The sequence below is a fragment of the Planomicrobium sp. CPCC 101079 genome, assembly GCF_007859275.1.
Taxonomy (GTDB): Bacteria; Bacillota; Bacilli; order Bacillales_A; family Planococcaceae; genus Planococcus.
The window spans coordinates 57,582-79,941 of record NZ_VOHC01000030.1; the positions used below are offsets into that span (position 1 = coordinate 57,582).

Annotated in this window: 17 protein-coding genes; 4 read left to right on the forward strand and 13 right to left on the reverse strand. The window is 43.9% G+C overall.

All coding sequences use genetic code 11. The annotated features are described in order from the left end of the window. The first annotated feature begins 132 nt into the window (after positions 1–132). Positions 133–1,044: a DMT family transporter gene (locus tag FQV28_RS15470; RefSeq protein ID WP_146497411.1), complete on the forward strand. Its 912-nt coding sequence runs from the start codon at positions 133–135 to the stop codon at positions 1,042–1,044. Between the two features lie 91 nt (positions 1,045–1,135). Here the strand turns inward: FQV28_RS15470 and FQV28_RS15475 are convergent, their stop codons facing one another. The 10 genes from FQV28_RS15475 to FQV28_RS15520 form a co-directional block, all read right to left on the reverse strand. Further along, positions 1,136–2,260: a GntR family transcriptional regulator gene (locus FQV28_RS15475; RefSeq protein ID WP_146497412.1), complete on the reverse strand. Its 1,125-nt coding sequence runs from the start codon at positions 2,258–2,260 to the stop codon at positions 1,136–1,138. Between the two features lie 160 nt (positions 2,261–2,420). After that, positions 2,421–3,905, reverse strand: a complete 1,485-nt coding sequence (gene araA, locus FQV28_RS15480; RefSeq protein ID WP_146497413.1) for an L-arabinose isomerase — start codon at positions 3,903–3,905, stop codon at positions 2,421–2,423. A gap of 17 nt (positions 3,906–3,922) precedes the next feature. Next, positions 3,923–5,611 carry a ribulokinase gene (locus FQV28_RS15485; protein ID WP_146497414.1) on the reverse strand — a complete coding sequence of 563 codons (1,689 nt, stop codon included), beginning with the start codon at positions 5,609–5,611 and terminating at the stop codon, positions 3,923–3,925. Continuing rightward, positions 5,612–6,316: an L-ribulose-5-phosphate 4-epimerase gene (gene araD, locus FQV28_RS15490; protein ID WP_146497415.1), complete on the reverse strand. Its 705-nt coding sequence runs from the start codon at positions 6,314–6,316 to the stop codon at positions 5,612–5,614. Between the two features lie 347 nt (positions 6,317–6,663). Continuing rightward, the gene (locus FQV28_RS15495; protein ID WP_146497416.1) at positions 6,664–10,317 is read right to left on the reverse strand and encodes a LamG-like jellyroll fold domain-containing protein; all 3,654 of its coding nucleotides are present in this window, start codon (positions 10,315–10,317) and stop codon (positions 6,664–6,666) included. A gap of 39 nt (positions 10,318–10,356) precedes the next feature. Continuing rightward, a complete protein-coding gene (gene yjfF / locus FQV28_RS15500) occupies positions 10,357–11,409 on the reverse strand; it encodes a galactofuranose ABC transporter, permease protein YjfF (RefSeq protein WP_146497417.1) in 1,053 nt (350 codons plus the stop codon). After that, positions 11,406–12,434: an ABC transporter permease gene (locus tag FQV28_RS15505; RefSeq protein ID WP_146497418.1), complete on the reverse strand. Its 1,029-nt coding sequence runs from the start codon at positions 12,432–12,434 to the stop codon at positions 11,406–11,408. Before FQV28_RS15505 ends, yjfF begins: the two co-directional genes overlap by 4 nt. Before the next feature lies 1 nt (position 12,435). After that, entirely contained in the window at positions 12,436–13,947 is a 1,512-nt protein-coding gene (locus FQV28_RS15510) for a sugar ABC transporter ATP-binding protein (protein ID WP_146497419.1), read from the reverse strand. A 131-nt stretch (positions 13,948–14,078) separates the two neighbouring features. Then, positions 14,079–15,080 (reverse strand): ABC transporter substrate-binding protein, encoded by a 1,002-nt coding sequence (locus FQV28_RS15515; protein WP_255472978.1) that lies wholly within the window; start codon positions 15,078–15,080, stop codon positions 14,079–14,081. Between the two features lie 749 nt (positions 15,081–15,829). Further along, positions 15,830–16,081 carry a hypothetical protein gene (locus FQV28_RS15520; protein ID WP_146497420.1) on the reverse strand — a complete coding sequence of 84 codons (252 nt, stop codon included), beginning with the start codon at positions 16,079–16,081 and terminating at the stop codon, positions 15,830–15,832. 194 nt (positions 16,082–16,275) lie between these two features. On the opposite strand from FQV28_RS15520, the gene FQV28_RS15525 reads away from it, so the two are divergent. Further along, positions 16,276–17,163: a fructose bisphosphate aldolase gene (locus tag FQV28_RS15525; RefSeq protein WP_146497421.1), complete on the forward strand. Its 888-nt coding sequence runs from the start codon at positions 16,276–16,278 to the stop codon at positions 17,161–17,163. A 107-nt stretch (positions 17,164–17,270) separates the two neighbouring features. Here FQV28_RS15525 and FQV28_RS15530 read toward each other — a convergent pair whose 3' ends face one another. Then, positions 17,271–18,470, reverse strand: coding sequence for an aminotransferase-like domain-containing protein (locus FQV28_RS15530; RefSeq protein WP_146497422.1), 1,200 nt, complete (start codon positions 18,468–18,470; stop codon positions 17,271–17,273). Positions 18,471–18,744: 274 nt separating this feature from the next. Here FQV28_RS15530 and FQV28_RS15535 point away from each other — a divergent pair, with 274 nt between their 5' ends. Then, positions 18,745–19,233: a BsuPI-related putative proteinase inhibitor gene (locus FQV28_RS15535; protein ID WP_146497423.1), complete on the forward strand. Its 489-nt coding sequence runs from the start codon at positions 18,745–18,747 to the stop codon at positions 19,231–19,233. Positions 19,234–19,335: 102 nt separating this feature from the next. Continuing rightward, a complete protein-coding gene (locus FQV28_RS15540) occupies positions 19,336–19,542 on the forward strand; it encodes a TM2 domain-containing protein (RefSeq protein WP_222433280.1) in 207 nt (68 codons plus the stop codon). 41 nt (positions 19,543–19,583) lie between these two features. On the opposite strand, the gene FQV28_RS15545 is transcribed toward FQV28_RS15540, so the two are convergent. Both FQV28_RS15545 and FQV28_RS15550 read right to left on the reverse strand, forming a co-directional pair. Continuing rightward, positions 19,584–21,560 (reverse strand): FtsX-like permease family protein, encoded by a 1,977-nt coding sequence (locus FQV28_RS15545; RefSeq protein WP_146497425.1) that lies wholly within the window; start codon positions 21,558–21,560, stop codon positions 19,584–19,586. Continuing rightward, a complete protein-coding gene (locus FQV28_RS15550) occupies positions 21,553–22,320 on the reverse strand; it encodes an ABC transporter ATP-binding protein (protein WP_146497426.1) in 768 nt (255 codons plus the stop codon). The genes FQV28_RS15545 and FQV28_RS15550 overlap by 8 nt, the downstream gene beginning before the upstream one ends. Between the last annotated feature and the right edge of the window lie 40 nt (positions 22,321–22,360).

Genomic DNA, 22,360 nt, shown 5'->3' on the forward strand with positions numbered 1-22,360 from the left:
GATTTTTGCATGAGAAAGGCTGCTCGGCCAAGTAAAGCAATCCATTAACATTTCTGCCATTAAAGCATATAATAAACTTTGTGTGTTTTATTTGATAAATGGCAAAACCATTGCTTATTTGGAGGAGATTGTTTGAACGCAAAAGCTTTTTCACTGGCATTATTTTCGATTGTTATATGGGGATCTTCATTTGCAGCCATCCGCGTTAGTTTACAAGGCGGATATGACGCGGGCCAGAACGTGCTTGTCCGCTTTTCGGTTGCCTCCCTTCTTTTTCTTATATATGCGCTGTGGCCCGGGACAAAATTCCGCTTGCCGCAAACAGGTGATGCCGTTCGGATTCTCCTACTGGGCTGGATCGGAATCAGCGTCTATCATATTTGCGTCACGTTTGGCATGGAAACTATCTCAGCCGGAACTGCAGGTATGCTGGTCGGTTCAGGTCCAATCTTCACAGCATTAATCGCAGCGTTCGTATTAAAAGAGCGCTTGACTGGACTTGGCTGGCTCGGACTTGGCATTGGCTTTATCGGCATTCTCTTTATCGCCTTTGGCTCTGCAGGTGCTTCATTGACTTTAACAAGCGGCGCATTGCTCGTGCTAGTCGCCGCTTTTGCCACGTCTGTTTTTTTCGTTTTCCAAAAACCATTGTTCGCCCGCTATTCAGCTATTGAATTGACCGCCTATTTCACTTGGGCCGGCACGTTGCCATTTTTTATTTTTTCACCAGGAATTTTTACAGCACTTCAGAATGCAACGATGGAAGCCCATTTGTCCGCTCTGTACGTCGGAGTTTTTCCAGCGGCTGTTGCATATGTCACTTGGTCGACCGCACTGTCGATGGAAAATGCAAGCTCGGTTTCAAGTCTTATTTATTTGGAGCCGGCAGTCGCCATTATCGTCGCTTGGCTATGGCTTCATGAATTGCCGACCTCACTGGCACTTGTAGGCGGCGTCATCGCTATTGCTGGCGTGATCATCGTCAATGCGCTCGGCAGAAAAAGCCGAAGCGTTTCGAGGAAGACCGCGGAATCTTCTATCTAAGAAGCAACCCAAAAGACAAGCCCCCGAATATACAGGGGGCTTGTCTTTTTAGGTAGTGATTAAATTTACGTTTAAACTGAGGTTAGCCCACTCATGCCAAGGTCTCAACAGAATTCAAATCTTTTGTCGAACTTCTTACTATAAGTTCCGGTTCATACACTTTTGAACTGGCGCTGAAACTGGTTGTTTTCTTATTTTTTGCCTTAACCAAATCGACAATCGCTCCGGCAGCCAGTTCTCCCATTTCGCTTTTCGGATGGGCAATGGAGGTTAATTTCACTTCTGAAATTTCGGCCAGCATTGAATCATCATGACCGACCATTGAAATTTCTTCAGGAACACGGATATTTTTGACGCGCAGCAATTCCAGCAATCTCATAGCCAGTTCGTCGTTATAACAAACCAAGCCTGTTATTGAATGGTTGTTCGAAGCAAGAAGCTTCTCCAATTCCTCGATAGGTTTTGAGTTTTTTTCCTCTGTTTTGTAGGTGATGATGTGAGACGGCTTAATAGGGATATTGTATTGCCTATGGGCTTTTAAAAAACCTTTCATCCGTCTTACCCCTTGTGTATCGTCTGTTTTAAAACAGCCGACAATATTGCTGTGCCCCAGTTTAATCAAATGCTCCGTCTGCAAAAACCCACCTTTTTCATCATCCATGACGATGCTTATCGGCTCTAGTTCGTCATAGTAAGCATTGATCATAATGTAGGGAATCGAAAGTTGTTCCAATTTTAAGTAGTAGGCGATATTCGGATTTGAATAGGCACTCTTTGTCGGCTCGACAATGACGCCATCGAACTGTTGGGAAAGAATTTTCTCCAAAACTGTCCGCTCTATTTCATGGTCGTTGTTTGTACTAAATATACTGACCTGATAACCTTCTTCACTGAGTTTCATTTCCGCACCCCTGATAATTGATGGAAAAATATAATCTGAAAGATACGTAGTTACAATCGCAATGTTTTTCTGGGCATTCGAACTTTGAGTAGTTTCAAACATGCTGCGGTCTGCGCAAAACGTCCCCGATCCCTGCTGCCGGTAAAGCCAGCCAGTCGACACTAAATCGCCAATTGCCAATCTAACCGTATGGCGGCTCACGCCAAACTCTTTCATCAATTCACTTTCCGAACTTATTTTTTCGTTCGGTTTATAGATTCCATCTAAAATCTTTGCTTTTATCGCTTGTTTTACCATATTGTATTTGGTCGTCATAATTATTACCTCAATTCGCAAGAGTTTAAATGGAAGCCGCAAACTCATTCGTACATGTTAAACATACCATATCTTATCGCTAAAGCACATTAATGCATTTCTCCATATGCATAAAGACTTGCCGGTTACTTTACGGCAAGCCTTTTTGCACAAAGTGTTCTTATCGCCAAACAGCTTCGCTCAATTTCAATTCGTTTCTCAGCTGTTTAACGTTCGTATCCTTATCAATAATTACGCATTCAATGTTGACCATGTTAGCGAATTCAAACAGTTGATCAGCTGACACAGCATTTGAAAATACCGTATGGTGGGCTCCTCCTGCGTAAATCCAAGACTCAATCGCTTCACCTAAAGACGGTTCCGGTTTCCAGAGCACTTTGGCAACCGGCAAATTTGGCGTTTCTTCCAACTGATGTTCCGCTTGAACTTCGTTTACCACAAGACGGTACCTGCCGCCCAATTCGATCAAAGAAGCTACTACCGCTTGGCCGCCCTGGCCATCAAAAACCAAACGGGCTGGGTCAGCTTTTTGACCCATAACAAGCGGCTGTACAACCACCTTAGGCTTTGTAGCTGCAATAGTAGGGCAAATTTCCAGCATATGCGATCCCAATACCATTTCATTTTCAGGGTCTAAGTGGTACGTATAATCTTCCATAAAAGAAGTCCCTTTGTTTTCGGCTATTATTTTCATCATTCGCAGTAAAGCCGCCGTTCTCCAGTCGCCTTCACCGGCAAAACCGTAGCCTTCTGCCATAAGACGCTGCGCGGCTAAGCCCGGAAGCTGCTTCATGCCATGCAGATCTTCAAAGTTTGTTGTAAATGCATTGTAATTTCGCTCGGATAAAAATCTCTTCAAGCCTAATTCAATACGGGCCTGTTCCAAAATAGCGTCCCTAATTTCACCTGGCTCCTCAGCTTCTTGAGGCAGATCATACTGCTCTTCATATTCCTTATACAACTTCTCTATTTCTTCCTGAGGCACTTTTTCTATTTCTTCTACTAAATCGCCAATTCCATAATAGTCTACTGTCCAGCCAAATTTAATCTGCGCTTCCACTTTGTCGCCATCTGTGACAGCGACATTGCGCATATTATCGCCGAAGCGCGCTACTCGGATATTCGCTCCTTCTGTAACTGCTATTGACGTCTTCATCCAAGCATCGATTTTTTTTGTGACACCGTCATTCTTCCAATGGCCTGCAACTACTTTTCGGGCAATTCCCATTCGAGTGCCCATAAACCCGTATTCACGGTCTCCGTGAGCAGACTGATTCAAATTCATAAAATCCATGTCAATTTCCTTCCACGGAATATCCCGGTTAAATTGAGTATTCAAATGGAGCAGTGGCTTTTGCAATACCGTAAGGCCTGAAATCCACAGTTTAGCCGGAGAAAATGTGTGCATCCACGTGATGACCCCTGCACAATTTTCATCGCTATTTGCCTCTAACATAACTTTCCTGACATCAGCTGCGTTGGTTAAGATGGATTTGAAAATAATGTTTGAGGTGATATTTTGATTTTTGTTCAATTCTTCGCAAATAATTTTCGAATTGTTTTCAACTTCTTTAAGAACTTCTTCACCGTAAAGGTGCTGGCTTCCTGTCAGAAACCAAAATTCATAAGGTTTAATTTCAATCATGCAATCTCCTCCGATAATTAGACTAGTATGTTCACTTTTTGACTATTTGACCGTATGGCTCGCAATCGCTTCATCACATCGTTCTCGCCGCGGCCGAAATAATCGTGCAGCTTTGTGTATTCAGCATAAAGCTTATCGTAAATAGCGGCATTTTCCGGTATTGGCCGAATGACTTCATCTTTTACTCGCGCCATTTTTCTCGTCGCGTCCAAAATCGAGTCAAAGCCTCCGTTTGCTGAGCCTGCCGCTACAGCACCAAACATGGCAGCTCCCAATGCCGGAGTCTGGTAAGAATCCGCGACTTTTATGACCCGATTGGTTACATCTGCGTATATTTGCATCAGCAATCGGTTTTTATGCGGCAAGCCGCCGCAAACATATAATTCATCGACGGCCAATCCATTCGTTGTAAATGCTTCTACAATTTTCCGGGTTCCGAACGCAGTCGACTCGAGAAGGGTCCGGTAGATTTCTTCCGGCTTCGTCTTTAAAGACATCCCTAAAATTAAGCCGCTTAAATCTGTATCCACCAATACCGACCGGTTGCCGTTCCACCAATCAAGTGCAAGCAACCCCGTTTCACCCGGTTTGTAGATAGAGGCTTTCTGTTCCAGCCATTGGTGGACATTCACGCCTGCGGCTTCCGCTTCTTCTTCAACATAACCCGGTACTGCATTCTTCACATACCAGGCAAAAAGATCGCCGACAGCAGCTTGCCCTGCCTCATAGCCGTAAAAACCAGGAATGATCCCGTCTTCAACGACTCCGCACATGCCCTCCACTTGCTTTTCCTCTTCGCCCAGAAGCAAGGAACAAATCGAAGTGCCCATCGCCATCACCATTTTTCCAGGTCCGGTGACTCCCATCGCTGGCACAGAAACATGCGCGTCCACATTCCCGACCGCTACTGCAATGCCGGCATTCAATCCAGTTGCCTTTGCCATTTCTGCCGTGAGTTCACCTGCTTTGGTGCCGACAGGGACAATATCGCCGCGAAGTTTCGTTTCCGCCAAATTTTCCAGCCGTGGATCGAGCGCCTTGAAAAAATCCTTGCTAGGGTAGCCGTCTTTTTTATGCCAGATCGATTTATAGCCAGCCGTGCAGCTATTGCGGACTAATTCGCCGGTCAGTTGAGAAGTGACCCAATCAGTCGCTTCGACAAAGCGGTCTGTCTTTCCATAAATGTCTGGTGCTTCGTTTAAAATTTGCCAGATTTTTGCTATCATCCATTCCGACGAAATTTTGCCGCCATATCTTGGCAAGAATCGTTCTCCTCTTTGTTCAGCAATTGCGTTCAACCGGTTTGCTTCTTCTTGAGCCGCGTGGTGCTTCCATAATTTGATCCAGCTATGCGGATTTTCCTGCAATTCCGGATGATTGGACAAAGGCTGTCCTGCCTCATCGATAGGCAACATCGTGCAAGAAGTAAAATCTATGCCGATGCCAATCACATCATCCGGATGCACTTTGGCTTGTTCCAACACTTTCGGAATCGAATTATGCAATACTTCTATATAATCGCCCGGATGCTGCAGCGCCCATTCGTGGCCTAAATGAATCGAGGTGCCCGGAAGTTCTTTATCAATAACTCCATGTCGATAAAGTGTGACATGATCGGCAATTTCTCTGCCATCTTCCAAAGAAACAAGCACCGCCCGTCCGGATTCAGTGCCATAATCCACTCCAATTGCATACTTTTTGCCCATCTACTTCACCCCTTCTTTGCTTTGTCCGTAATAGGCGCCCGCGCCATGTTTTCTCAAGTAATGCTTATCCAATAACTGCTGGTCCATGCTGGTTAAAGCGTTGTTGAGCTGATATGTCTGAAGCGCCATTTCGGCCACTTTTTCCAGTACAACCGCATTATGTACGGCCTCTTCCGGATTCTTCCCCCACGAAAATGGTGCATGGCTATGCACCAGTACACTTGGTATTTCATATGGATTGAGGTCTTCGAAAGTTTCAACAATCACTTTTCCGGTTTCTTCTTCATAAGCACCAGCAATCTCCTCTTTGCGCATTTCTCTCGTACACGGAATCGTTCCATAAAAATAATCTGCATGAGTAGTCCCAAGAGCCGGAATGCCTTTTCCAGCTTGTGCCCAACTTGTAGAGAAAGGTGCATGGGTATGGACAATTCCGCCGATCCCTGGAAAATTTTGATACAGAAATATATGAGTTGGCGTGTCAGAAGACGGCTTTAGATTTCCTTCAACCACATTGCCCGAAAAATCAACAACTACCATGTCTTCTTTTTTCAAGTCGGCATAAGCAACTCCACTTGGTTTGATGACGATAAGCCCCAGCTCCCGATTGATACCGCTTACATTTCCCCATGTAAAAGTGACTAAATTATGTTCAGGCAAAGCTAAGTTGGCCTCTAGTACTTGTTGCTTCAAGTCCTCTAACATCCTTGACGCCCCTTCCTTTTGTACGTATATGTTATGATAATAAATTAATCATAATACAAAATGTACGTACATGCAATAAGTGTTGTTTAATTATTTCAATAGTTTTGATAGTTGTTGTGAAAGAAAAATTAAAGCGCAGTAAAACTCTACCTTTCTCGTTGTTCAGACTGATTCATTACAAGTTTAAAAAGCAGCCCAGCTTCTAAAACGTATAACTTCAGTGCAAGCTGTTATTAAAGTTGTATGTTTTAGTGCGAAAAATGCAGCTAACCAGTTAGCTGCATTTCTCATACTTTTTAACTTTTCATAGATAACTTTTACTCAACGCTATTCTTTGCAGGATGGATTCACTTAGCATTGATCAATAATTTGGCACGAATTTTTAAGGACGTAAGCGCATCTTCCGTCACTTGGTCCGCCTTCGCTTTGTCTAAATGCTTCACAAAATCCTCCAAATGCTTGGCAGCCTGGGCGCTGTTTCCTTTCGCCTTGTGGTGCTGCGCTTGTGCGAGGCTGTTTTCCAGCTTTTTCACCAGCGGACCGTTGACGTCACCGCTTTCCACAAGCTCTGCCAATTTTTCTTCAAGCAGCTCGAGACTTGTCGATGTGGTCACCTTCACCGGTTCGCTCGCGTCCGATACGTTGCCTGCAGCGTCAAACGCCCGAACGCTGTATTCGTACGTTTGCGCGTCTGAAAGTTCCGCGTCGCTGTAAGATGTCGACTCGGTTGTGCCTACTTCTTCACCGTCTCGGTAGACTTTATAGCCCGCCACTTCCACGTTGTCGGTCGAAGCGGTCCAGCTCAACTCCACACTGTCGGTCGAAGCTTCCGCTTTCAGATCGCTCGGCGCTGTCGGAGCCGTTTCGTCTGCCGGATCCATCAAACCGACAATTTCTTCGGATGACAGTGCACGATTGAAAATCTTAAAGTCATCGAACTTGCCATCAAATAGATTATGGCCGTCTCTGCTGGACTTGCCCAGATTGTTCATGGTAGTTTCCAAAAGCATTCTTGGCTCCATATTGAAAGTGGAGCTATTGGCTACTTTTTCGCCATCCACATATAAAGCAGCGTCAAAGTCGTTTACCGACACCGCAACGTGATGCCATTCGCCAGTGGAGATGCCAGGTGCTCTAAGTGCGTATTTGTAATTGGCGCCAAGCAGAGTAGAAGCACTGCCAAATTTTTCACTAAAAGGAGTAACGATTGCAAACTCCAATTTTCCAGTGTCTCCTTGTGTACTCAAATACATCGTATTCCGGTTGGCAACTCTGCCCGTATCAGAAGAAAAGTCGAAAATCCGCTGATTTGCTTGCCCTTTATCCACTTGCACCCAAGTCGACATGGTCATGTTTTTAAGATTTAAATCTTGGATCAAGTTTTCAGGCATTTTCACGTAGCCGGTTGAACCATCCAAGTCAACAGCTTCTGTCTTGCCTTCTACAAAATCTGATTCATTGATGGCTGCTCCGCCTACAAGTTCAGCGTCATGCCCGTTGCCGGATGCGTCTTTCACTGTCGTACCCTCTACATCATCTTTATCGAAGGTATAATGGACGACCGGCTTTTTAGCAGGTTCTGGTGCCGGCATGCCATATTTTTCTTGAAGCGCATCATATTCCCCGGTTGTAATCGGAATTACGGTACCGTGGCGTGGTCCTGGCGGCAGCGCATATTCTGACTCCGGCAAAACGTTATTGACCAGCTGCTGGCCGTCTTCCAGATCCGTTGTCCACCGCACATGATACGGCCACGAATCAAGGAATAAATACCATTTTTCTTCTTTCAAATCTTTGAAGATCGTTTGTCCTTCATTGTTTCCGCCATGGCCGATCAAACCACGGTTGCCGCTTTTCGTGCCGGCAATCGGTTCGAATTGGAACCCGTTTTCTTCGATGCCGTCAAGATCGTCAAAAAAGTTCAATGCTTTTTCATAATAGACTTTGTAATTCACTTCGGATTTTGTGAATCGGTATAGCGTATTTCCGTCTTGTACAAAACTTGTGTCGATTGTCGGGAACGATTCATCAATCATGACTTTCGGTTCCGAGAATTCGTAGAAGTCTCTTGTAGTTGCATAGTACATAACATTGTACTGACCGTTCGGGCGTCCGTTCGGATAACTTCCGTAAGTGTCTTTGTCAGGAATAGAAGACGCCCAAAACACCACGTACTCTCCAGTCTTTTCATTATAGATCGCTTCCGGAGCCCACGTATTGCCGCCATTTTCGGGAGCTACTTCGACCATCCGCTGTTCACTCCAGTTTACAAGGTCGTCCGATTCCCAAACCATCAGGGAATGGCTTCCGGTAATCTGAGCCTGGTCAAAGTTCGTGCTTTCCCCCATTTTCAAATCAGTCGCAATCATATAGAATTTGTCGCCTTCTGGGGATCTCATTACAAATGGATCGCGCAACCCTTTTTCACCCATATCGGATTGAATAACAGACTGGCCATTATTCAAAGCATTCCAGCGCAATGGGTCTTTGGCTGTTGCGAAAGAGATTTCCTCCCCGCCTTCATATTCCCCTGTAAAGTAAGAAAAGAAGTAGGCGTCATATTCTTTCTTTCCGGGATCTGCCACTACCGTGACTTCGAATGTTTTTTCAACTTCAGCATCGCCTTTTGAAACGACGGCCGTCAATGTTACAGCCGTATCCGCCTCCGGACGGATTAACCGGCCAACTTCTTTTGCATCCCCGCCGGCTTGTTCTGTCCCTTTGATAATTTCCGGATGGGAAGATTCCCAAGCGATTGATGAACCGTTTTCTCCAGATTCAGCCAATCGAATATTTCCTTTAATATTTTCTTGATTGTAGATGGTGATTGCATCAGCATCCTGTTCCGCGCTTTGCTGGTTAGACAATTCATTTAAGACGGTTACACCGAAAGTTTTAGTTGCAGTCAAGTTTTTGTATGAAAGCGTCGCTGTTAGTTCGACGTTGCCTGCAGGGCCATCTGCAGCTGGGCGGGTAACTTTACCGTCTGCTGCAAGTATTTCAGGATTGTTTGAAGACCAAGTGATCTTCACTCCATGTTTTCCTATTGCGGGAAGCGTTAAATCTTCAGTGATTTTATCTGTTGATGCATCGCTTTCCGCCAAATAATCTGAGACGTCCAAAGATTCATGCGCATCATTTAACACAAGTTTATCGATTTGATCGATTTTGCCTGTTGTTTGAGCAGCTAAATCAGCTACTTGCCCAGCAGTAAGGGCATTGTCGTAAACACGGAAATCACTGATCATCCCTTTATAGTAAGGGTCATTCTGGAAAATCGATTTTCCGATAAAGCCGGAAAAACTTGACGAAGAATCTATAATGTCAGCCAGTTTCTTTCCGCCGGCAGAACCGGACGCCACTCTCTGGCCGTTCACATAAATGGTTATGGTATTGGCTGCACCTGAAAATACCGTTGTGACTACTTGCCAGTCCGAATCTTTCAACCCTTGGCTTCCTCTGACCAACGCTTCATTTCTCCAGCCGGCATTCGATATTCCCGAAGCAATTACGTTGCTGTTGTTGATGCCATGCCGGGGCGTTGTGAAAAAGTAAGCGTTGCCATTTTCAATATCGTTTGACACTTTGCCGAAACCGTAAATCCATCGGTTTTGCCCGTCGTTGCTCCAATTGACCAATGCTGAGACCGTCACATCTTTTAACCCTGACAGTAGATCGGCCCCGTCTTTGCTTTTAGGAATTTCAATGTATCCGCTTTTAGAACTGGAACTGCCGCCATTGAATGCGGCATACCCCACTTCTTCATTTTTTACGACTTGGCCATTTTCCGGATTTTTAAAAATCCCGTCAAACCCCAACCCACTTCCGGAAATATCCGGAACAACCACTTTGTCGCCATCTTTGTATATCGAACTCATATCATAATGCAAAATCAACCCATTGCCTTCTGCCGCATAACTCTGCGGCTGGAAGACAGGAGGAATCGTACTTAGGATCAGAAGGACAATTAAAGAGATTGATAAATAAAATTTATTTTTCATCTATTCACTTTCCTTTCTTAGAAACCAATATAATTTTTATCACCTGCCGGCAGTAGCTCCGGGTTTTGCATTCGATTCAAGATTGAGCGCTTTTTTCTCAGCATCACTTTTCGGTTTAATCGTTTTCTTGTTTTCACTAAGCGTGATGAATACACGCTGGAAAACGATGAACGCCAGCAATAAGACGCCGATTGCAATTTTTGTCCACCATGAACTTAGTGTCCCTTCAAATACAATGAGCGTTTGAATAACGCCTAGAATGAGCACGCCAAATACGCTGCCTGCTACATAGCCCATTCCGCCTGTCAGCAACGTGCCTCCAATCACTACAGCTGCAATGACGTCCAATTCCAGGCCATTGGCGTGCAGAGCATAACCCGACAGCATATAAAACGTGAATACTAAACCAGCTAGAGATGCACAAAAACCGCTTAACGTATAAATCAGTATTTTTGTCCGGCCAACAGGCAAGCCCATGAGAAGTGCAGATTGTTCATTCCCGCCGATTGCATAAATGTTACGCCCGAACTTTGTAGACTTGGCGACAAAGATGCCGATCGCCACCACGACCAAGGAAATAATTACGCTGATTGAGATGAATCCATCGAAAATAGGGAATCTTGCACTAGCCATATAGCTGAAAAACGGATTGGTGATGGAAATGGTTTCAATGCTGACCAAGTAAGCAAGGCCGCGCGCTAAAAACAACCCCGCCAATGTGACGATAAAAGGTTGCAGATTGAAAAAATGAATAAAGCAGCCCATGATAAACCCTAAAGTTGTACCGACCATCAAGGAAATTGGAATAACAATCAAAGCGGATAATTGTCCATCTTGCAGTAAAGATGCCGCCACCATACTTGTTAAAGCAATCACAGATCCGACAGAAAGATCGATACCCCCAGATAAAATGACAAACGTCATTCCCACTGCAGCAATAATCAAAAAAGCATTGTTGACAAACAAATTCAAGAATACTTGAGTCGAGAAAAAGTTATCGTATCGCAAAGACCCAAAAGCATACATGGCCACAAACAAGACCAGAGTGACCAGTACAGGTATATGCTGGGATTTTAGTTTAAGTGATTTCACGGCTGAGCCACTCCTTCTTTTTTAGCCGGCTTTTTAACCATAAATCCGCCCGTAATTTTTTTTCTGAATTCTGGGGATTGCAAAAGGCAAACCACTAGCACGACAACCGCTTTAACGACCAAGTTAACTTCCGGTGGAATTCCGATCGAGTAAATCGTAGTTGTCAGTGATTGAATGATCAGCGCCCCGATAACGGTGCCAGTCAAGAAAAAGCGTCCACCCATAAGAGTAGTACCGCCAATAACCACAGCGAGTATCGCATCTAGCTCATAATAGAGACCAGCATTATTGCCATCTGCTGCAGCTACGTTCGAACTTAAGATAAGTCCGCCAATACCGGCACATACCCCTGAAAATGCATATACCATCAACATGATGTTCTTTGAATTGAGACCCGCTAAACGGCTAGCTTCGGGATTTGATCCAACCGATTCAATAAACAGCCCTAGCGATGTTTTTCGGGTTAGCAGAAGAGCCAAGATATAAACAGCCACTGCTATGTAAATCGAAAACGGAATCATGAACAAATAGCCAGCTCCAATGAACGAGTATGGCTCATAATAGATAGTTGTAATTTGTCCGTTAGTGATCAACTGGGCAATTCCACGGCCAGCAATCATGAGGATCAGGGTTGCCACAATTGGTTGGACGCCTATACGTGAAACCAGTACGCCGTTCCATAAGCCGACCAATAAGGCCAAACCGACCGAAAGCGCGATAGCAAGAAATAGCGGTGCCAAACTATCGTCTGAAATGCCGGGGCGTCCGACAACAAAAGCTGCCATAGCGCCGGACATGGCAATTACCGATCCTACAGACAAGTCGATTCCTTTAGTCGCAATAACTAAGGTCATCCCTATCGAAATCAATAGCAGCGGAGTAACGCGATTCGCGATATCCACTAAACTTCCTGTCAAATGGCCGCCTCTGACTTCAATAGAAAAGAAACTAGGATCAAAAATCAAATTTATGCCTAAAATACAAGCCAACACAAGGAGTGGCCAGAATAATTTAGATTTCATCATGTTACATCCCTCCGGCCATTTTCTTCATGATGCTTTGCTGTGTAACGCTGGCGTCATTATGAATTTCCGATACTTTTTCATGATCCCTCATCACTGCGATTTTTTGGCATGTTCTAAGTATTTCTTCCAGCTCCGCCGAAATGAACACAATCGACATTCCTTCTTCGCTCAAAGAAAGCATCAATTTTTGAATTTCGCCTTTAGCACCAATATCAATTCCCCTAGTCGGTTCATCAAGAATCAGTAAGTCTGGATTGGTAATTAGCCACCGGGCCAAAAGCACTTTTTGCTGATTACCGCCACTTAAATTTTTGATAAGTTGTTCGGGATTCGGTGGGTTGATATTCAATAATTGGATGTAATTGTTTATAAGTTCATTTTGTTTTTTCTTCGGCATGTAATTAAACCAACCTTTTCTTGCCTGTATCGCCAACACCATATTTTCACGGATGCTCAGATCTGCAATAATGCCTTCTTTTTTTCTGTTTTCCGAACAAAAGGCGATGCCATTTGAAATGGCTTTTTTAGGAGAACTTAGAGAAACTTTGCGGCCGTTGACTTTAATTTCTCCGCTGTCAGCCTTATCGGCCCCAAACAGAAGACGGGCAAGCTCGGTTCTGCCTGAACCCAACAATCCAGCAAATCCAAAAATTTCACCTCGGCGGATTTTCAAGTCAAAAGGCTCAACACTTCCTTTTTTGAAAACATTGTTCGCCTCGAGCAAAATATCCCCATCATCTTCTTTTTCTTCAGTTTTATGAGCAATCGACTCAAATTCATTTAGCTCTTTGCCGATCATTTTAGAAACGAGTTCCAATCGCGGAAGATCTTTTGTCATATATTCGCCGACCCATTCTCCGTTTCTTAACACCGTAATACGATCTGTTATTTCGTAAATCTGCTCAAGAAAATGGCTGATGAATATAAGGGCAAGCCCTTCATCCCTAAGCTTTCTCATCACTGCAAACAACTGCTTCACTTCGTTCGCATCCAAACTCGAAGTCGGTTCATCCAATATAAGCACCTTAGCTGAGACATTAAGAGAACGGGCAATAGCCACCATTTGTTGGATAGCCACCGAGTACGAGGAAACTTGCTTCGTCACATCAATATCAAGATTCAGCCTGGCTAGAACTTCCTTTGCACGCTTGTTCATTTCTTTCCAATCGATTCTTCCTTTTTTCATGATTTCACGGCCGATAAAGATGTTTTCAACCACTGAAAGGTTAGGACATAAATTCACTTCTTGGTAGACCGTGTTTATTCCTAATTCCTGAGCGTCTAAAGGCGTTGCTACTTTAAAAGGCTGGCCCTCAAGCTCCGTAGTCCCTTCATCATATGGATAAACCCCAGTCAAGACCTTAACCAATGTGGATTTTCCGGCACCGTTCTCGCCCATCAACGCATGAATTTCACCTGCATATAACTTCAAATTCACATTTGACAGTGCTTTTACCCCTGGAAACTCTTTTGAAATCCCTTTCATTTCTATTACCAGCTTTTTCTCTGGCATAAGTCACGCCTCCCACTTTGTGATGTCAAATAAAATAGAGCTCCCCAAATCCAGAGGCGTCATGTTAGTTAATTGCTATAACATAATTCGGCTCTGGCTTTGAAGCAGCTCCATTCCTTTGTAACTATTTATTAATACTTACGATCCGGCAACAGTTCTGCTGCTTGATCCATTGTATAAACACTTTCTTCTACTGCAATTCTCTTCTCAACTTCCTCGCCCGCCAAATGAGATTCAATAATTTCAACGAGCTGTTCGCCGAATAACGGATTACATTCAACCGTAACGTTCATTTTTCCATCAGCCATTGCTTCGAAAGCTCCCTTAACGCCATCAACACCGATAATCTTGATGTCTTCTGCAGGCTTCAAACCATACTCTTCAATCGCTTGGATTGCGCCGATAGCCATATCATCATTATGTGAGAACAATACGTCGATATTTTCCCCTTCGTCTTTCAAGAAAGCTTCCATAACTTCTTTTCCTTTAGATCGTGTGAAATCACCTGTTTGCGTTTTGATGATTTTGAATTTAGGATGGTCTGCCAACACTTCTTCAAAACCTTCTTTGCGGTCAATCGCCGGAGCAGACCCAACAGTTCCTTGCAATTCCGCAATATTTACATCGCCTTCATGGTCTTTGTACTCTTCAACTAGCCAGTTTGCCGCTTTACGTCCTTCTTCAACAAAATCAGAACCAATAAATGCTGTCCATAGCGAGTCATCTTCAATATCTACTGCGCGGTCAGCTAAAAACACTGGAATCCCTGCTGTTTTCGCTTCTTGCAAAACCGTTTCAAAACCTGTTTCTACCACTGGCGAGAAAACAATTGCATCAACATCTTGAGCGATAAAATCGCGGATTGCCTTTAGTTGGTTTTCTTGCTTTTGCTGAGCATCGGAGAATTTCAGTTCATGTCCAGCTCCTGTAATTGCGCTTTTTACAGATTCCGTATTCGCTGTTCGCCATTCACTCTCAGCACCGACTTGGGAAAACCCAATAGTAAGTTTGTCCGAACCCCCAGAACCCGCTTTCGCTTCACTTGAACTTGAACTTGATCCACAGGCAGATAACAGCATCATTACCGCTACAATTAGCAATACCAATAATCTTGACTTGAACATGTTTTGCATTTCTTTTCCCCCTCTTGTTTTCGTGAATTCCCTTAAGCCAGAGACCGCAATAAAAGTTACAAAATTGATTTTATAGAAAAATCTGGATAAAAGGCTAAAAAATATAACTGTGACCCGTTGGAGCGTTTCTGCGTTTTCTACTTGCGCAGCAAACTGCCCACTCACCCCCTTATGAATACTTAGAATTTTCAAAACAATTTGTACGTACGTTTATCATAAAGCAAACGCTTTCATAATGCAATAAGCAATTTTGTTTTTTCTAAAAAATTGGTTTATTTTTAAAACAAGCTCAATAGCCGCTTTGCATCAAGCTTTCTAACATTAGTGACGAATTAACTTATACGTATGTATTTTATTTATATTAAAATATCTTTAAACCTATACGTATATATCGGCATTGGTTTCCGTTTTTCTTTTCATTAATAATTCCTGCCGTTCGCATTAAAACTTTTGCAATTAAGCTTATAATTTTTCTTATGTTGCTATGTATAATTCAGCCTTTCTTAAAGCTAAACCATTCTCAAGCATTTCTTGTGCAAGACTTTTTTATAGTATAATAGAAGATGGAAGAAATAGGTGCGTTATTACAGAATTTTCTTTTAATTAACTGTAATTTCCTTGTAGATAAGAAATTTCATATCAAAGCATTGTGCGTTACGAAGTAATTTGGCTTCATTGTTTTAGACTTTGTTTTTCCTTTGATAAAACATAAAAAACCACCTTAATGAAGGTGGTTGTTGTTATACCTGTTAATATTTGTCCCCTGTATTTTCCACTCGAGTTTCTTCACCTGTCTTGCGATTTTTAATGATTTTGTCCCCTTTTGGCACATCAGATTCATCTTCATCCGGCGCATTTTGATATGGAGCATCTAAATCCTCATCTTGGCCGCCATCAACTCCCATGAACTTTTGTGCTCTATCCACCACTTTATCCGCTGCAGTTTCATCTTCTTTCGGGCTTTTGGTTGCATCATATTCATCTGAGGCGTTTGATTTCATTGCAAATCCCTCCTTGTTTCTAAATTTTGCGGCAAACTATTTTCTCATTTCACCATTCCCATTCCACCGGTTCTATAATCATTCTATTTACAGAATAGTTAATTTATTAGCACACAAAAAGTTGAATTTTTGTTACACTAAGAATGTAAGGCTACTGCTAATTTTTCAGGAAAATTATCTAAGGAGCTGGGACAATGAATCAAGAACAATTCGATTTAGTGAAGAATGGAAAAGGATTTATCGCTGCACTCGACCAGAGCGGCGGCAGTACACCAAAAGCATTAAAGCTTTACGGGATTTCCGAAGACCAATATTCCAATGAAGACGAAATGTACGACTTGATCCATGAAATGCGGACGCGGGTCATGACTGCCCCTTCCTTCAACTCCGACTCAATTCTTGGAGCCATCTTGTTTGAGCAGACGATGGACCGCGAAGTGGAAGGCAAATACACACCTGACTATCTTTGGGAAGAAAAAGGCGTCGTTCCTTTCCTGAAAGTCGACAAAGGGCTGGCGGACGAAAACAATGGCGTTCAATTGATGAAGCCCATTCCAAATTTAGACGAACTTCTGCAGCGGGCAAACGAGCGGCATATTTTCGGGACGAAAATGCGTTCTGTCATCAACGAACCAAATCAAGACGGCATCCGGCAAGTGGTCGACCAGCAATTTGAAGTCGCTAAGCAAATCCTTGCAGCGGGGCTTGTGCCGATTATTGAACCGGAAGTGAACATCCATAGTGAAAACAAAGAAAAATGCGAAGAGATATTGAAACAAGAGCTTCTCGCTAGCTTGGATCAGCTGGACGAAGACCAAAACGTCATGCTGAAGCTGTCCATTCCAACGGTCAACAACTTCTACCGCGAATTGATTGAACATCCACGAGTCGTGCGGGTCGTCGCCCTCTCCGGAGGATATTCCCGGAAAGAAGCGAATGAAAAACTGGCAGCCAACCACGGCCTGATTGCCAGCTTCTCCCGTGGCCTGTCCGAAGGGGTAAGCGCGAGCCAGTCGGATGATGAATTCAATGCAGCAATCGAAGATTCGATCCAGACAATTTACGAGGCTTCGGTTACTTGATCTTCGTAAGCAGTTTCATGAAATAACTTTTAGCATCGAGATAATAAGAGACAAAACTAAAGGCGTTTCCAGCACCTTATCAGGTTGCTGGAAACGCCTTTTCGATTTCATTTCGGAGCTAGCGCTTTTTGAACTACTTCGCCCAGCAACCGAATTCCTTGGACAATCTCTTCTTCACTTGCGTAACTGAACGACAACCTCAAAAATTCTGTTCCTTCTTCTGGATTTAAGAAGAAGTATTTGCCTGGCACAAATGACATCCCTGCAGCTAATGCCTTTGGCAATAGCTCGACTGTATCGATTCCCGGAACTTTGGCCCAAATAAAATAGCCGCCCTCAGGCACGTACCAGGAAACCGACGGCGGCAAGAACTCCTGCAAAGCCTGAAGCATCGTCTCGCATTTTGACTGATATGAAGCCGCCAGGTGTTTCAAACGTTCGTCAAAATCAATAGTTTCAAGAAATGTCGCCATTGTTGATTGGGCAAACGGATGATGCAAATCTTTCTTGAACCAATTGAGTGTCGTGATTAGTTCCTCAGCACCCGCTACCCAACCAATTCGCATGCCTGGCGCCACTACTTTTGAAAAAGATCCGATATGGAGTACGGAGTTGTGCCGATCCAGTTCTTTTATGAGACGCGGATTCTCTTTAAATCCGAGTTCCCCATAAGCATCGTCTTCTAAAATAAGGAAACCGTATTCTTCGGCAAGTGCTAAGACATGCTCTCTGCGTTCCTGTGACATCGTAGTCCCTGTTGGGTTCTGTGAAGTTGGAATGGTGTACAGGATGCGCGGCAAAGGCAAACCTTGCCTTTTTCTATCCTTCAGCATTTCTGCAAAGATTTCTGTTTGCAGCCCATCCTCGTCCACCGGCACATCCATAAACCGTTCTGTGTAATTCCGGAAAACTTCCAATGCCTCCATATAGGTCGGCGATTCTAACGCAACAAGTGCTTCATCATCCAACAGAACACGCGCAATCAGATCAATCGCCTGGCAAGCACCTGAAGTGACCAAAAGCTCCTCGTCCGAAACCATCACCCCCCGCGCTGCCAACCGCTCCTGGATAATTTTTTTCAGCTCTGGGATCTTTGGGCTTCCAATATATTGAAGCGGCAAATCACCTTCTGCATCAAGCAGATTGGCCACTGACTCCTTTAACTCTTTTGAAGGCACGAGCGCGGGTTCCGGATATCCTGAACTAAGTCGGATACAGCCTTTCGGAAGAACCGATAGCCATTGGCCTGGCGGATCGTTTTTAAAAGCTAACTCGATATCTTTTGAAAAAGGAATTTGTTGTTTCACAGTTGTCGTGCCCCTTTCGCGATTCAGATGTAATATGCCATCTTATATGTCTATACTACATGTTATTCGCAATTTTGAATAATACAATAACTTTAATGCACAGCTTTCACTAGTATAAGTATTGGCTTTGCATTTCAGGACTTTAGAATTTTAATAGTCTCCTCTATTTAGCCTTCCGGATTGATTGCATAAAGAGTATAGTCGAACTGTAACTTTTAGCAGCTTATAACGTTCTCATCTTAAACAGCAATGCGATACCCAAGGAGGATTGACTATGAAGCAAAAAACATGGCTTCGAGCATTGATATTTCTGGCGTTCCTGCTGCTTCTAGCCGCTTGTGGAACGAGCGAGGATGAGACAACAAATGAACCGCCAGCAGAAGAACCTGAGTCTACCGAAGGTTCTTCGGGAGGAATACTTGCCGGTGCAGTGAACCCGACAATTGAACAGGTAGATGAAGACACGTATCGCTATACGTTGAAAAATCAAACGGAACAAGTGAAAACTTTTACATTCACAAGCGGCCAACGATTTGATTTTTCCTTGACAACAAAAGATGGCGAGCAAGCTTTCCTCTTTTCTTCCGTTGCTTCGTTCACACAGAATATGGGCGAAGAATCGATCAAGCAAGCCGAAGAGTTGAACTATGAATTCGACGTTCCTGAAGCGGATCTCGAACCAGGCACTTACACATTGGAAGTTTGGCTGACGCCGGAAGAAGGCCCGGCCTTTGAAGCACAAGCGGAGCATGTAGTCGAGTAATGGTTTCCATGCGTTAAGAAACATTGCGGCAACAATTCAGAATTGAGGTTAATTCTACTAACTTCCGGGAAAAATAAGCAAAACGCAGAAAGGATGATGAGGATGAAAAGCAAATTAGCAGCAGGGCTTCTCGGCATTTTCCTAGGAGATTTTGGAGCCCATAAATTCTACTTAGGCAAAACCAAGACTGGACTTTTGTATTTGGCATTTTGTTGGACAGCCATCCCTGCGATTCTCGGATTTATCGAAGGCGTTTCTTATTTACTCCAATCTGAAGAAAAGTTTCAGGCCAAGCATGGCAGATACTAAAAAGGAATTCGGCATAGTGCCGAATTCCTTTTTCTTTAGAGCTATTTCACGATTCCATAATACACCTTCGAAGTGACTCGGTAAATCATCCAATAAATCGCTGCAAAGGCGATGACAACACCGATAAATGACAAGAGCCAGGTCTTTTCATTGGTGATGCCGAAGATCAGCAGCAATTTCCGGACAATCGGATAAGCAAAAACCACATGGATTGTCGCGATGACGATCGGCAACAGGAACATCCAGACAATCTGCGAACGCGTCGACTCTTGAATCATCTCTTTATCAAGGCCGACTTTCTGCATGATCTGGAATTTCCCACGATCGTCAAAACCTTCGGATACTTGCTTGAAGTACGTGATCAGCACCGTACCGATGGTGAACAGCAAGCCCAGGAAAATGCCGAGGAACAAAAAGCCGCCGTTCATGCTGTACCATTCTACACGCTGGTTTTCCCGCGACTCGTAATGGCCATCCGAAGCCCAACTATATCCTTCGCTCAATTGATCGGCAAGTTTTTTCTTATCTTCCTCGGTGCCAGTCGTATTCCAGCCGATTTTTGCATTGATCGCCATATAACTGTCTCCTGGCACCTCTTTTTCAAAATCCGCTTTGATTTGCTCAATTTGCGAAATGTTTGGCACGACAAGTGCCAGCGATTCCGTCAACGCCATCTCCTCGCTGAATTCGTTTTCGATCGGAGTCAATTGGAAAGTCTGCTCTCCAATAGCCAATTCTTCTTCTTTATACGTTCCGGTCGAGTGGTAGTAAAGTGCTTCATCGTCTGCCAGTGAATACGATTTCCCGGTCATTTTATTGAAATCTTCAAGAGGCAGGACATCCATGAAAACAGGCAGTTCTGTTCCTGGACTGCTTTTTTCAAATACAAATCGATTGCCGTTCAGCCTGCCAAACAGGTTTTGATAGCGATAAGTCTCCATTTCCGTCACTTCAAGGCCCAGTTTTTTTGTATCTTCACGGAACTGGTCTTGAAGCTCGAAAAAGCGTGTATTTATGGCATCGGCGTTTTCAGGGTCTCCGTGAAGCGTCATATTGTTTTCATACGGAAAACGGTTCTCCAATGTTTCTTCTGACCCGATAAAAATAGTCACAGTAGTGGAAACCGCAATGATGACCATTGATGCCAAAATACAAATATTCGCCAGGCCCACCGCATTTTGTTTCATGCGGTACAGCATGCCCGAGATGGAGATAAAAGCGCCAGGACGATAGTAGATGCGCTTGTTTTTCTTCATTGCCTTTAAAATGAAAATCGATCCGGACACAAACAAGAGATAAGTTCCGATGATGACTAGCAGCACAGCCAAAAAGAATTTGGATATCGCGCTAAGAGGATCTGGGATCGTCAGTGATATCCCGTAGCCCCAGCCAAGAAAAATCAGGGAAAGAAGAAAAAGAATGATTGAGCCTTTCGGTTCTTTCTCGCCTTCCTGCTTCCCTTTCAGTAATTTGATCGGGTTCGCAAACGTGAATTGGCTGACGTTATAAAGATAGGTGATTCCAAAGATGCCAACGAATAATGCAACTGTTGCCGCAGCGGTCATCAGCGAAGTCGAATAGCCGATATTCGAAGGCAAGCGCAGCAAATAATTCAACAGCATGAAGACCAGGCGGCCAAAAACCAGTCCCGCCACTAAGCCTGCGGCAATGCTTAAAATGCTTGTAAAAAAGGTTTCGAAAAACAGAATTTTCGCGACGTGTTTCTTCTCGAGCCCCAAGATGCCGTAAAGGCCGATTTCCTTTTTTCTTCTCTTTATGAGAAAGCTGTTTGTATACAAGATGAAAATAACCGAAAAGATGCCAATGACAATTACCCCAATGCCAAACAATGTCGGCAACGAACTCGAACGCTCCTGCACAAACTTATTTGTCATTAAAGAAGCCATCAAATAAAACATCATAATAATCGCAGTTGAGGACAGCAGGTAGGGAATGTACAATTGCTTGTTCGACCGGATATTGCGCAGCGCCAATGAAGAGAAGAAGCGGCTATTCATTCCGCTCACCCCGGCTGGACAAGACGGTCAATGACTGCGAGATGCGGTCCATGAACTCGTCAGCTGATGCATCCCCCCGGTAAATTTCATGGTACACCGCGCCATCCCGAATAAAGAGGACGCGATTTGAAAAACTTGCAGCCCGCGTACTGTGGGTCACCATTAAAATCGTCTGTCCGGTTTCATTGATGCCTTTAAGGATTTCCATCAAGTTTTGAGACGCTTTCGAGTCAAGGGCGCCTGTCGGTTCATCCGCCAAAATGATTTTCGGCTGCGTGATGAGGGCCCGCGCTACAGCAACCCGCTGCTTTTGCCCGCCTGAAACCTCGTATGGGAATTTGTTGATATGGGCTTCGATTCCAAGGTTTTTGACAATGGGTATCAACCGACGCTCCATTTCCTCAATCGGCGTTTTTGACAGCACCAAAGGCAAAAGGATGTTGTCTTTGATCGTGAAATTATCCAGTAAGTTAAAATCTTGAAAAACAAAGCCAAGCGTATTTCTGCGGAAAGCGGAAATTTCCTTGTCTTTGATTTTGGATAATGGCTCGCCGTCCAAATAGACTTCGCCGGAAGTCGCATCATCAAGCGTTGAGATAATATTCAAGAGCGTCGTCTTTCCCGAACCGGATTCCCCCATGATCGAAACAAACTCCCCTGCTTTCACTGAAAAATTGACGGCTGCCAGCGCTTCTGTCTGCTGGTTTGAGAATCTCGCTGTGTATACTTTTTTAAGATTTTTAATTTCTAATAAGGTCATTGCTAACCCCTCCTTGCTCTCAATGATACGACAGGAAAAA